The sequence below is a fragment of the Mesorhizobium sp. WSM4832 genome (genome assembly GCF_055811115.1).
Window position 1 is genome coordinate 42,202 of sequence record NZ_JBVVQH010000011.1, and the last position, 12,012, is coordinate 54,213.

Genomic DNA, 12,012 nt, shown 5'->3' on the forward strand with positions numbered 1-12,012 from the left:
GGCTCCGCACTTGATAGAAGCTGATCGTTGTCTTTCAAGGTAGGCACTTACCTGACCACCTTCCACCCTGAGCGGATCGGGCAGGCCCGGTCATCGCCGGCGAAAGGACCGATACGCGGCGCGTAGGCATCGTCCACATCGCGGAAGAGCAGTGGTCTTTGGGTTTCTCCGGTCGCCTCTTCCGCCAGTGCCCTGGCGCCGACTTGAAACCAGGATACGCCGCTCCAATTCCCTTCGGCAGACTGTTCGGAGGCGCCGATGGTCGTCTTTTCCCCTAAGGCCGGATTTCGCTCAGCCAGAATCGGATTTCTCGCTTTCGCCTCGGTCGCGGCGGCTACCCTTGGTACAGCCGTCGGCCCGGCGCAGGCCGCGCTTCTCGCCCGCGTTCCCGCCGCGCGCGAAATGGCGGTCTGCGGCGACATGCTGTTCGTCGGAACCAAGGGATCGTCGGTCTATGCCTTGCCGGTGTCCGGCGGTCGCGCCCAGCGGGTCGCTTCCGGATTCTCAGCTCCGAGCGGTGTCGCCTGCGCCGACCGTCGCCTGTTCGTGGCCTCGAGGAACAGCGTGACCGCGTTCGATATCGGGCCGGGAGGCGCTCTGAGCGGCAGGCGCGACATTCGCCGGGATTTGGCGAATTCGGGGGTCCACAGTTTTCGTTATATCGGCGTCGGCCCGGATTCGCGGCTCTATGTCTCGCTGGGATCGCCTTGCAACATTTGCAGCCCGCGCGGGCTGCAAGGCACGATCGTCAGCATGAAACAGGACGGGTCCGATCTTCGGCGCGTCGCCTGGGGCGTGCGCAACTCGGTCGGCTTCGACTGGCACGGCGGCGCGATGTTCTTCACCGACAACGGCGCCGACCGGATGGGTGACAACATTCCGCCCGACGAGCTGAACGAGCTCCGGCCCGGCGGCTTCTACGGCTTTCCCTATTTCGGAGGCCAGGCCCGGCTCAAAGGATTCGAGGATGAGCGACCGCCCGCGCAGCAGGTTCCGCCCGTCTTCGACTTCCAGGCGCATGTCGCAACGCTGGGAATTCATTTCTTCCGAAGCCTCGGCGGCGACGCTCTGGTCGCCGAGCACGGAAGTTGGAACAGGTCGGTTCCGGTCGGGCGCCAGGTCGTGCGCGTGCGCTTTCAGGGTGGCCGTCCGGTTTCGGCGACGACTTTCGCCAAGGGCGTCGGCCGGCCCGTGGACGTCAAGGAAGCGCCGGACGGTTCCGTCCTCGTATCCGACGACGCCGAAGGCGCGATTTACGTCTTCAGACAATGACGAGCCGGAGCGGGTATCGCACGGCTGGCTCGGGCTCGGCACAAGACCATCATGCGTCGGACGCTCGCGCAACAGATCCCCGGTCTGTGTTTCGGATGTAACCAAACCCCGTCTCCTTGAAATCGCTCCGTAGTCCGCTTTTGCGATCGTCGCGGCCGGAAATCAGGAGCAGCAGATGAACAGCTATTTCGCCACGGAGCGCCACGATCGGATCCGCGAGCAAGCAAGGACCTTTGCGGAGGCAGAGATCGCCCCCCGTATCGCCGCCATGGAGGCGGCGCGATCGGTGGAAGAGGGCTTGTCCCGGCTGATCGCGCGCCAGGGCTGGATCGGCATCACCATCGGCGAGGAATATGGCGGCATGGGTCTCGGGCATTTGGCCAAGACCATCGTCATCGAGGAGATCTCGCGCGTCAGCGGCGCCATGGGCGCGATGGTGCAGGCGTCACAACTTGGCGTCGCGAAAATTCTCCATTTCGGCAGCGAAAGCCAGAAACGCGAGTGGCTTCCAGCCATCGCCAAGGGTGACTGCCTGCCGACCATCGCCGTTACCGAACGTGAGTCCGGCAGCCACGTGCTCGGCATGGCGACCAGCGCCGAACGCGATGGCGGCGGCTACATCCTCAATGGTCGCAAGGTGCATGTCGGCAACAGCCATGTCGGCGACCTGCATGGAGTGGTCGCCCGCACCGGAAGCGGCTCCAAGGGATTGTCGGCATTCTTGGTGGAGGCGGATCGTCCCGGCGTCTCACGCGGCGCGCTCAAGCCGACGATGGGATTGCATGGCTTCGGTTTCGGAGAGCTTGTCTTCGACAATTGCCGGATCCCGGCCGAAAGCATGCTGGGCACCGAGGGCGACGGCCTGGCCGTGGCCTATTCGTCCAGCATCCTCTACGGGAGGCCGAACCTCACCGCCGTCGCGCTGGGGATTCATCGCGCGCTCGTCGAGGAAACCGTGGCATTCGCGACGCGGCAGCGCCGCTACGGCAAGCCTTTGTGGGAGCTTCCCACCATCAAGCAGAAGCTTGGCCAGATGCCGTCGCGCCTGATGACTGCAAGGCTCGCCGCCTACCACGCGGTGCATCTGCTGGATCACGGCCAGGCTTGCGACGCCGAACTGATGAACGCCAAGCTGATCAACGTCGAATACGCCCTGGATTCGGCTCGCAACGCCATGGAAGTGCACGCTGCCTGCGGGCTGTTCACCGACCGGCCCATCGAAAGGTACCTGCGCGACGCGCACCACATCTTCGCGCCGGCGGGCACTTCCGACGTGCAGCTTCTCAGGCTGGCGGAATTCGCCTTGGGCCACGCCAAGGCACAGTGGTCGCAACGCCTGACATCGGCCGGATCGGAAGCGCGTCCTCCACAGGAGGATGAACCTGACCGCCGTTGCGCGCGGCTTCATCGCGCGCCTGTCGAGGAAACTGCGGCCTTGCCGGGTTGCGACTTTGATACGCATGAGCGCCTCCGCGCCTGACAGGCCTCCGATCCCGGTTTTCGCGTAAGCGCTTGCCCGGCCACCCTGAGCCTGCGGCGGCCGCTGCGGTCTCTCTACTGCAGCAGTCCCTTGATGATGGCGCTCGCCTTGGCGAAATCCATCTGCCCGGCATATTTCTGCTTCAGCGCGCCGATCACCTTGCCCATATCTTTCTGGCTGGCAGCCCCCGTCGCTGCGATCGCCTCGCGCGCCGCCGCCATGATCGCCGCGTCGTCGAGCTGCGTCGGCAGGAATTCGCGGATGATTTCCATCTCGCCGCGTTCCTGCGCCGCCAGCTCCGGCCGTTTGCCGTCTTCGAAGGCCTTGGCCGATTCCTCGCGCTGCTTCACCATCTTGGCGAGTATCTGCAGGATCTCCTCCTCGCTCGCCGGCGGCTTGCCGGCGCCGCGATTGGCGATGTCGCGATCGTGGATGGCGGCCTGGATCAGCCGCAGCGTCGGCAGGCGGTGCTTGTCCTGCGCCTTCATCGCGCTCTTCATGGATTCGGCGATTTTCTCGCGCATCGTGCTTCTCCTTCGAATGCGGCGGACAATAGCTTTGCCGAACGGGTAACGCAAATCCCGGCAAGCCGCTGATATTGCTGGACGAAAGCAAATCGTCTGCGGTTTCGGGACGCCGCATTGACCGCTCCGGCGCCTTCCCCTATGTACTCGGTCCTGCATGAGACAATGAAGTCATGTCGCCCGAAAGTGCGTAGCGGTTTTGGGAAAACGGCATGACGAGAACGAACTGGCGTGTGAAAGCGGCAAAGCCTGCTTTGCGCGCCTTGCTGCGCGAACGGCCCAGCCGGCCGGTTTGAAGCGCCTGACAGGAGTGCCGCCATGGCCACGACCACCGCCCCCTGGGCCACCGAAAAGCCGACCGCCCTTCTGGTCCTCGCCGACGGCACGGTGATCGAAGGCTGCGGTCTTGGCGCCACGGGGTCGGCCGTTGCGGAAGTGTGCTTCAACACGGCGCTTACCGGCTATGAGGAAATCCTCACCGACCCGTCCTATGCCGGCCAGATCGTCACCTTCACCTTCCCGCATATCGGCAATGTCGGCACCAATGACGAGGATATCGAGGATTTGCACCCGGCTGCCCGCGCGGGCGCTGTCGGCGCGATCTTCAAGGCCAATGTCACCGACCCGTCCAACTATCGCGCTGCCGGCCATCTCGACCAGTGGCTGAAGCGGCGCGGCATCGTCGCGCTTTGCGGCATCGACACCCGTGCGCTGACCGTGCTGATCCGCGAGAAAGGCATGCCCAACGCCGTCATCGCGCATGCGCCCGATGGCGTCTTCGACATCGAGGACCTGAAGCGGCAGGCCGCGGCGTGGTCCGGCCTGATCGGCCTCGATCTCGCCAAGGAGGTCACGTCGGGCCAGTCTTCGGTCTGGCGCGAGACGCCCTGGATCTGGAACGAGGGCTATGGCGAGCAGGACGCTCCGTCGATGCATGTCGTGGCCATCAACTATGGCGTCAAGCGCAACATCCTGCGCCTGCTGGCCGGCCTCGGTGCCAAGGTCACCGTCGTCCCGGCCAAGACAGGCGCCGAGGAAATCCTGGCCATGCAGCCGGACGGCATCTTCCTGTCGAATGGCCCGGGCGACCCGGAGGCGACCGGCGAATATGCCGTCCCGGTGATCCAGGATATCCTCAAGACCGACATACCGGTGTTCGGCATCTGCCTCGGCCACCAGATGCTGGCGCTGGCGCTCGGCGGCAGGACGCAGAAGATGCACCAGGGCCATCACGGCGCCAACCATCCGGTGAAGGACCACACCACCGGCAAGGTCGAGATCGTCTCGATGAACCACGGGTTCGCCGTCGACGCCGACTCGCTGCCCGATGGCGTCGAGGAAACCCATGTCTCGCTCTTCGACGGCTCGAACTGCGGCATCGCGCTGACCGGCCGGCCGGTCTTCTCGGTCCAGCATCATCCCGAAGCCTCGCCCGGCCCGCAGGATTCGCACTATCTCTTCCGCCGCTTCGTCAACCTGATCCGCGAACGGCGCGGCGAGGAAGCGCTGGCCGAACGAGCGTAGCGACCTGAGGCATGTTGAGATTCAGGTCAGGCCGAGTCGAAAGTTGTGGCTTCCGAGAACCGGAGCGGAGCGTACCTAAGTACGTGAGCACCGGCCTACGCCGGTCGTAGCCTTAATTTTACTGCCACGTCGCCGATGAGTGCTTCGGCCGGCGAAGGCCGGAAGCGCAGGAAGCCGCCATTTGCAGGCCGGCTTCACCTGAATATCAACACGCCTCAAGCCGCGTCGGTCGCGGCTTCCTGGGTATGCATGCGCTCGACTTCCTTCGGCGTCGGCTTGGCCACTTTCGTCACGAAGACGATAACCGCCAGCGTCAGGAAAATCGCGCCGAGCACATAGGGCGCGCCGCCGAACGCAACCGGCGCCGTCGGGCCCGTGAACCAGGAAAAGATCGCGGTATAGAGCAGCGGTGTGATGATCGAGGTGATCGAGAAGATCGAGGTCATCGCGCCCTGCAATTCGCCCTGCGCCGAAGGCGGCACCTTGGCGGCGGCGAGGCTCCTCAGCGGCGGGTCGGCCAGCGCCTCCAGGCAGCCTGCCACGATCACCGCGTAGATCATCCAGCCTTGCGTCGAAAACGCATAGCCGAAGGCGCTGAGCGCGGTGAAGGTCAGCCCGATCGCCGCCGTCTTCCACTCGCCGAGCTTGGGAATGACCCGCGGCAGCACCGTCGCCATGATGATCGCGCCGCACAGGCCGAAGACTCCGAGCGAGAAGCCGATCTGCTGCTGGTTCCAGCCATATCGATAGGTCGAAACGAACGACCAGACCGCCGGATACATCATATGGCCGAGCGTCATCAGGAAGAACACCAGCCCGATCCAGCCGATGCCCGGATAATTGCGCATCTGCATAAGCGTGCCGACCGGATTGGCGCGCTTCCACTCGAAGCGTCGACGGTGTTTTTCGTCCAGCGTCTCCGGCAGAAGGAACATCGCGATCAGGAAATTCACCAAGGCAAGCGCCGCGGCGAAATAGAACGGCACGCGCGGCCCGAACGTGCCGAGCAGCCCGCCCAGCACCGGGCCGATGACGAAGCCAACGCCGAAGGCGATGCCGAGCAGGCCGAAATTCTTCGCCCGGTTCTCGTCGTTCGAGATGTCGGCGATGAAGGCGGAGGTCGTTGAATAGCTGGCGCCGGAAATGCCGGCCAGCACCCGGCCGATGAACAGCATCGGATAGGACCAGGCGACGGCGCAGATCAGATTGTCGATGGAGAAGGTCAGCACCGAGGCAAGCAGGATCGGCCGCCGCCCGAAGCGGTCGCTCAAGCCGCCCATGATCGGCGCGAAGAAGAACTGCATCGCCGCATAGACGAAGAACAGCCAGCCGCCCTCGATCGCGGCCTGGCTGACGCTGACCCCGCTCAGTTCCTCCAGATAGGCCGGCAGCACCGGCATGATGATGCCGAAGCCGATGATGTCGAGCAGCAGCGTGGTGAAGACGAGCGCAAGGCCCCGCTTGGCGGTTTTGGGGTCGATCATGGTGATAAGCTCCTGAGCCGCCCGGGGCAAAGGCGGGAGGCACCTTATAGGCGAGGTTGCCGATTGGAACAATACGCGAACGAAGGCAAATGCCTCATCCTGACATCACTTGCCAGGCGCATTCGATCGCAGGCCGTCACCGATAGGAAGCGGATACACCGCCGTCTCAGATTGCTCCGCTGAGCGTGTTGCAGTCAGTCAGCTTGCCGCTCTTGTAGCCGCGCGCCAGCCAGGTCTGCCGCTGTTGCGAGGTGCCATGGTTGAAGCTCTCCGGCACGACATAGCCCTGCATCTTCTTCTGCAGCGTGTCGTCGCCGATCTGCTTGGCCGCGTTCAGCGCGCTTTCGATATCGCCCTGCTCCAGGATGCCCTTTTGCTGCGTGTAATGCGCCCACACACCGGCGAAGCAGTCGGCCTGGAGCTCGATGCGAACCGACATCTGGTTGGCCTCGACCTCGCCCATGCTTTGCCGCATCTGGTTGAACTTGCCCATGATGCCGGTGAGGTTCTGCACATGGTGGCCGACCTCATGCGCGATCACATAGGCGCGCGCGAATTCGCCGGACGCGCCGAACTGCTGGTCGAGCTGCTGGAAGAAGGTCATGTCGAGATAGACCTTGTGGTCGCCCGGGCAGTAGAACGGCCCGGCCGCCGCCGATGCGAAACCGCAGGCCGAACGAACCTGGCCGCTGAACAGCACGAGCTTGGGATCCTCGTAGGTCAGGCCCTCGGATTTGAAAATGCCCGTCCAGGTGTCCTCGGTTTCCGCCAGCACCGTCGCGACGAACTGTTTCATCTCGTCGGAAGCCGGAGAACCGCCATCCGGCGCGCTGTTGTCCTCGGTGATCTGGCCGCCGCCGCCCGGCACCAGGCCGCCGCTGCCATCACCCAGGATCTGCGATGGATCGAAGCCGAAATACCACCCGGCGAGCACGACTAGGATGACGAGGATGATGCTGGAGCCGCCGCCGGCACGGCCGCCGATCGGAATGCGGAACTGACCGGGGCTGCCGCCCAACCCGCCACCAAGTCCTCCGCCGCTATCGCTGCGCTGGTCCTCGATATTGTCGCTCTGACGACGGCCTCTCCAAAGCATGGCAACTCCTCGCAATGCGAATGTCCTGAAGGGACCGGCCCGCGACCTCCCCCTCGCAAACAATTATCCCAATGGCCAAATCAAGTCACAGCATTTTTCGCGGCCGGGATACGAGCCCGGCGGCAGGCACCGCAATGTTAGCTCTTCCGTTTCCAGCCAGCGCCTTTACCAGCTGTCGGTACCCAGGCGGAGACGCTTAGCGATGCGTCATCGCCCGGCGGAAAGCGTCCAGCGTTTCGGCGCTGACATGGTGCTCGATGCCCTCGGCGTCGATGCGCGCCGTCTCGGCGCTGACGCCCAGCGAGCGCAGGAAGGCTTCCACGGTCTGGTGGCGGATGCGGCTTTCCTCGGCGACCTTGCGGCCGGCCTCGGTCAGGAACACGCCGCGATAGGGCTTTCGCGAGACCAGTCCGTCGGCGCACAGCCTGGTCAGCATCTTTGCCACCGTCGGCTGCGCCACGCCTAGCCTTGCCGCGATATCCACCTGCCGCGCTTCGTTGCCGTCCTCGATCAGGTCGGCGATTAGCTCGACATAGTCCTCGACCAGCGCGCTGCGGCGCGCCTCGCGCGTCTGCCGGAATCCTTCCGAATGGATTTCGGCATCGGGAAGCGGCTCTTCGCGCCGAACCGGTTTGTTCCTCAGCGCCAATACGCGCTCCTCTTGGCTGCCTTACGGCTGAAATGGGATCGCATCCATAGCACGAACCCCTGTTGGTCCGGCCGTTTATTTGCATTCCCGCGCGGGCGCAACCGGCGTTTGCGGCAGCCCACCGCCCGGCTTGCTCCAGCGCATCACGAAAGCATGATCAATGAAATATAGCCTATTGCATAATGTTGAGCCATGGCGTAGATAAAAGGGACGCCGATACAGTCAAGCGGAAACCCCCATGTCCGATGCCGATGCAGCAACCATAGCCCGACCCGCGTGGCGATTCGACAGGCCCGGCGACGAGCAGCCCAGCTTGCGCGAGGTGAATGCCTCGATTGCGGTGCCGCAGACCGGCGTTTGGTTCCGCCGCCTGTTCGCCTTCATGGGACCGGGCTACATGGTCTCGGTCGGCTATATGGATCCGGGCAACTGGGCGACTGATCTCGCCGGCGGCGCCCAGTTCGGCTACACGTTGCTTTTCATCATCATGCTGTCGAACCTTATGGCGATCCTGCTGCAGGCGCTGGCCGCGCGTCTCGGTATCGCCACCGGCCGCGACCTCGCCCAGGCCTGCCGCGCCTACTATCCGCGCCCCGTCAATCTGATGCTCTGGATCGCCTGCGAGCTGGCGATCATCGCCTGCGACCTCGCCGAGGTGATCGGCACGGCGATCGCGCTGCAGCTTCTGTTCGGCATCCCGCTGATCGGCGGCGCCATCCTCACCGCGCTCGACGCTTTCATTGTGCTGCTGCTGATGAACAAGGGCTTCCGCTATCTCGAGGCCTTCGTCGTCGCACTGCTGATCATCATCTTCGGCTGCTTTGCCATTCAGATCTTTGTCGCCGCGCCACCGGCCGGGACGATCCTGCATTCGATGTTCGTGCCGTCGTCGGAGATCGTCACCAATCCGACGATGCTCTACATCGCCATCGGCATCATCGGCGCGACGGTCATGCCGCATAACCTCTATTTGCACTCCTCGATCGTGCAGACCCGCGCCTATGAGCGCACCGACAGCGGCAAGCGCGACGCCATCAAATGGGCAACGACGGATTCGACCATCGCGCTGATCCTGGCGCTGTTCGTCAACGCATCGATCCTGATCGTCGCTGCGGTCGCGTTCCACGACACCGGGCATCACGACGTCGCCGAGATTGGCCAGGCCTTCGAGCTGCTTTCACCGCTCTTGGGCTTGAGCATCGCCTCGATCCTGTTCGCGGTCGCGCTGCTGGCCTCCGGCCTCAACTCGACGGTCACCGCGACACTCGCCGGTCAGATCGTCATGGAAGGCTTCCTGCGCCTGCGCATCCCGCAATGGGCGCGCCGCCTCTTGACGCGCGGCATCGCCATCGTCCCCGTCGTGATCGTCACCGCGCTCTACGGCGAAAGGGGCACGGCGCAGTTGCTGGTCTTCAGCCAGGTCGTGCTGTCGATGCAGTTGCCCTTCGCGGTCGTCCCGCTGGTGCAGTTCGTGTCCGACAAGAAGAAAATGGGCAATCTCGCCATCCCGCGCGGCGTTGCAGCCCTGGCCTGGGTGGTCGCCGCCATCATCCTCGTGCTCAACTTCAAGCTGCTCTACGACACCGTCGCCGGCTGAAATCGGACCGCGACATTCCACCCGGCAGTGCTATCTTCTTCAAGCATGGCCGGATCGGATGACGCCCGCAAATTCTACGCCAAGCTGATGGCCGCGCAGGCGCGCTCGGCCGACCCGCGCATCGAGCAGGTCTTTGCGTCAGTGCCCCGCGAGGCCTTTCTTGGCCCGGGGCCGTGGACGGTCTTTGCCGGTGACGGCAGGATAGAAACGCCCACGGCCGATCCAGCCTATATCTACCAGAACGTGCTTGTCGTGCTCGATGCCGACAAGGGCATCAACAATGGCGAGCCGCTTCTGCATGCCATGTGGCTCAACAAGGTCGGGCCGAAGCCAGGCGAGGCCGTCACTCATATCGGCGCCGGCACCGGATATTATACTGCGCTGCTGTCGAGGCTGGTCGAGCCGGGAGGCAGCGTCACCGCCTTCGAGCTGGAGGCCGATCTCGCCGCGCAAGCCAGGGCGAACCTCGCGGCTTACGGCAACGTCGAGCTTATTGGGGGCGACGCTGTCGCCAATCCGCTTCCGTCGTCCGACGTCATCTATGTCAATGCCGGCGTCGTCGCTCCGCCCACCGCATGGCTGCAAGCGCTGAAACCCGGCGGCCGCATGATCTTCCCCTGGCGTCCATCCGAAACGGTCGGCCTCGCGGTCCTCGTCACCCGCGCGGAGAACGGCTTCGCCTGCCGGCCTTTCATGGGCTCCTGGTTCATCCCTTGCGTCGGCGCCTCCATTGCCGAACCCGGGGCGAAGATACCGACCCGCGAGCGCGCAACCCGTACCCGCTCGATCTGGCTGACAGCAGCCAAGACACCGGATCGGACGGCAACCGCCGTGTTTGGCGATGTCTGGTTTTCGTCACGCGCCATTCGCGCCGATGGCGCGCGATAGAAATTTGAAGGGCCCTTGTCGAAAACGCGCCTTGCCGTTCGTCCTTAGCTAGAAATCCGGCCCTGATGGCGCGGATCAGTGAACAGGAGAAGACAGATGCGCAAGATCATTGCCGCCACATTCGTCAGCCTCGACGGCGTCATGCAGGCGCCCGGCGGACCGGAAGAGGATCCGGTCGGCGGCTTCAAGTTCGGCGGCTGGACCTTCCATTACTTCGACGAGGTGGCGGGCGCGGCCTTGGATGAATTATTTTCCAAGCCCTTCGCGCTGCTGCTCGGCCGCCGGACCTACGACATCTTCGCCGCGTACTGGCCGTATCAGAAAGATCCGATCGCGGATGCCTTCAACCCCGCGACCAAATATGTGGCGACGCATCGGCCGGATTCGCTGACCTGGCAGAACACCCAGTCGCTGGGGTCCGATATCGTTGCAAGGCTTAAGGAACTCAAGCAGGAGGACGGGCCTGACCTGCTCATCCAGGGATCGGGCAATCTGATCCAGACCCTGCTCGCCAACGGGCTGATCGACGAGATCCGGCTGATGACCTTCCCGCTGTTGCTGGGCAAGGGCAAGCGGCTGTTCGGCGATGGCGCGATGCCGGGCGCCTTCAAGCTCGTCAAGTCGCAGGCCTCCACCACCGGCGTCATCATGGCGACTTACGAGCGCGCAGGAGAAATCCGCACGGGCTCGTTTGCTCAGCAGGAGCCTTCCGAAGCCGAGCTCGAGCGGCGCAAGACCTGGAAGTAGCGATAGATGGCGGGCGGGGCCGGCCTGGCTGGCGCCTCGCCCGCGCACGATGCCTTCGCGGAACCACGAGACATTTAACGCCATCACCAGGAGCCTGCCGATGATACCCACCATCACCGCCTTTGAACGCTCGCCCGATGGCGGCAGGGGGCTGGCGCGCGACATGCACGTCCGCTGGGCACTTGAGGAAGTCGGTCAGCCTTATGACGTTCGTCTTGTTTCGTTCGATGCGATGAAGCAGCCCGCGCATCTCATGCTCAACCCCTTCGGCAGTATCCCGACCTATGAAGAAGGCAATCTCGCTCTGTTCGAGTCGGGGTCGATCGTCCTCCACATCGCGGAGCGTCATGCTGGCCTGTTACCCAACGATGCGAACGCGCGGGCGCGCGCAATCGCCTGGATGTTCGCAGCCCTCAGCACGGTGGAGCAGCCGATCCTCGACCGCACGACGGCCGTGATCCTGGAGCACGATGCGCCGTGGCACGATGAGCGCCTGCCGCTGGTCGACGACCGGATCCGCAAGCGGTTGGGCGAACTCTCCCGCCATCTCGGCGATTGCGACTGGCTCGATGGCGCCTTCAGCGCCGGCGACCTTGTCATGGTGGGCGTGCTGCGCCGGCTGCAGAGATCGGGGCTGCTGAACGAATTCCCAAACATTGCTGCCTATGTCGCCCGCGGCGAGGCGCGGCCAGCTTTCAAGCGCGCTTTCGAAGCGCAATTGGCGGTCGCCATGGCGACGGCGAATGGCTGA

At 64.2% G+C, this 12,012-nt stretch carries 11 protein-coding genes; 7 read left to right on the forward strand and 4 right to left on the reverse strand.

Annotated features, from left to right (window positions below; genetic code table 11):
- The first annotated feature begins 258 nt into the window (after positions 1-258).
- Entirely contained in the window at positions 259-1,272 is a 1,014-nt protein-coding gene (locus tag AC0L2L_RS16880; RefSeq protein WP_473579715.1) for a PQQ-dependent sugar dehydrogenase, read from the forward strand.
- A 175-nt stretch (positions 1,273-1,447) separates the two neighbouring features.
- Positions 1,448-2,752, forward strand: coding sequence for an acyl-CoA dehydrogenase family protein (locus AC0L2L_RS16885; RefSeq protein WP_473579717.1), 1,305 nt, complete (start codon positions 1,448-1,450; stop codon positions 2,750-2,752).
- Between the two features lie 74 nt (positions 2,753-2,826).
- On the opposite strand, the gene AC0L2L_RS16890 is transcribed toward AC0L2L_RS16885, so the two are convergent.
- Positions 2,827-3,276, reverse strand: coding sequence for a GatB/YqeY domain-containing protein (locus AC0L2L_RS16890; protein WP_140808067.1), 450 nt, complete (start codon positions 3,274-3,276; stop codon positions 2,827-2,829).
- Between the two features lie 318 nt (positions 3,277-3,594).
- Between AC0L2L_RS16890 and carA the strand changes: the two genes are divergently transcribed.
- The gene (carA, locus tag AC0L2L_RS16895) at positions 3,595-4,800 is read left to right on the forward strand and encodes a glutamine-hydrolyzing carbamoyl-phosphate synthase small subunit (protein ID WP_473579718.1); all 1,206 of its coding nucleotides are present in this window, start codon (positions 3,595-3,597) and stop codon (positions 4,798-4,800) included.
- A gap of 215 nt (positions 4,801-5,015) precedes the next feature.
- Here the strand turns inward: carA and AC0L2L_RS16900 are convergent, their stop codons facing one another.
- The 3 genes from AC0L2L_RS16900 to mntR all read right to left on the reverse strand — a co-directional run bounded on the left by AC0L2L_RS16900 (position 5,016) and on the right by mntR (position 8,029).
- Complete coding sequence (locus tag AC0L2L_RS16900; protein WP_473579719.1) at positions 5,016-6,284, reverse strand: TCR/Tet family MFS transporter; 1,269 nt, start codon at positions 6,282-6,284, stop codon at positions 5,016-5,018.
- Positions 6,285-6,450: 166 nt separating this feature from the next.
- Entirely contained in the window at positions 6,451-7,380 is a 930-nt protein-coding gene (gene ypfJ / locus AC0L2L_RS16905; protein ID WP_473579720.1) for a KPN_02809 family neutral zinc metallopeptidase, read from the reverse strand.
- 196 nt (positions 7,381-7,576) lie between these two features.
- Complete coding sequence (gene mntR / locus AC0L2L_RS16910; RefSeq protein ID WP_473579721.1) at positions 7,577-8,029, reverse strand: manganese-binding transcriptional regulator MntR; 453 nt, start codon at positions 8,027-8,029, stop codon at positions 7,577-7,579.
- A gap of 238 nt (positions 8,030-8,267) precedes the next feature.
- On the opposite strand from mntR, the gene AC0L2L_RS16915 reads away from it, so the two are divergent.
- The 4 genes from AC0L2L_RS16915 (at position 8,268) to AC0L2L_RS16930 (ending at position 12,012) form a co-directional block, all read left to right on the forward strand.
- A complete protein-coding gene (locus tag AC0L2L_RS16915; RefSeq protein ID WP_027168181.1) occupies positions 8,268-9,626 on the forward strand; it encodes an Nramp family divalent metal transporter in 1,359 nt (452 codons plus the stop codon).
- Positions 9,627-9,671: 45 nt separating this feature from the next.
- The gene (locus AC0L2L_RS16920; RefSeq protein ID WP_473579722.1) at positions 9,672-10,514 is read left to right on the forward strand and encodes a protein-L-isoaspartate O-methyltransferase family protein; all 843 of its coding nucleotides are present in this window, start codon (positions 9,672-9,674) and stop codon (positions 10,512-10,514) included.
- A gap of 96 nt (positions 10,515-10,610) precedes the next feature.
- On the forward strand, positions 10,611-11,261 hold the full coding sequence (locus AC0L2L_RS16925; RefSeq protein ID WP_473579723.1) for a dihydrofolate reductase family protein: 651 nt from the start codon (positions 10,611-10,613) through the stop codon (positions 11,259-11,261).
- A 100-nt stretch (positions 11,262-11,361) separates the two neighbouring features.
- Positions 11,362-12,012: a glutathione S-transferase family protein gene (locus tag AC0L2L_RS16930; protein ID WP_473579724.1), complete on the forward strand. Its 651-nt coding sequence runs from the start codon at positions 11,362-11,364 to the stop codon at positions 12,010-12,012.

Coding starts and splice junctions, on each gene's coding strand:
- AC0L2L_RS16880 (WP_473579715.1), top strand. CDS start 259: ATGGTCGTCTTTTCCCCTAAGGCCGGATTTCGCTCAGCCAGAATCGGA.
- AC0L2L_RS16885 (WP_473579717.1), top strand. CDS start 1,448: ATGAACAGCTATTTCGCCACGGAGCGCCACGATCGGATCCGCGAGCAA.
- AC0L2L_RS16890 (WP_140808067.1), bottom strand. CDS start 3,276: ATGCGCGAGAAAATCGCCGAATCCATGAAGAGCGCGATGAAGGCGCAG.
- carA (WP_473579718.1), top strand. CDS start 3,595: ATGGCCACGACCACCGCCCCCTGGGCCACCGAAAAGCCGACCGCCCTT.
- AC0L2L_RS16900 (WP_473579719.1), bottom strand. CDS start 6,284: ATGATCGACCCCAAAACCGCCAAGCGGGGCCTTGCGCTCGTCTTCACC.
- ypfJ (WP_473579720.1), bottom strand. CDS start 7,380: ATGCTTTGGAGAGGCCGTCGTCAGAGCGACAATATCGAGGACCAGCGC.
- AC0L2L_RS16915 (WP_027168181.1), top strand. CDS start 8,268: ATGTCCGATGCCGATGCAGCAACCATAGCCCGACCCGCGTGGCGATTC.
- AC0L2L_RS16920 (WP_473579722.1), top strand. CDS start 9,672: ATGGCCGGATCGGATGACGCCCGCAAATTCTACGCCAAGCTGATGGCC.
- AC0L2L_RS16925 (WP_473579723.1), top strand. CDS start 10,611: ATGCGCAAGATCATTGCCGCCACATTCGTCAGCCTCGACGGCGTCATG.
- AC0L2L_RS16930 (WP_473579724.1), top strand. CDS start 11,362: ATGATACCCACCATCACCGCCTTTGAACGCTCGCCCGATGGCGGCAGG.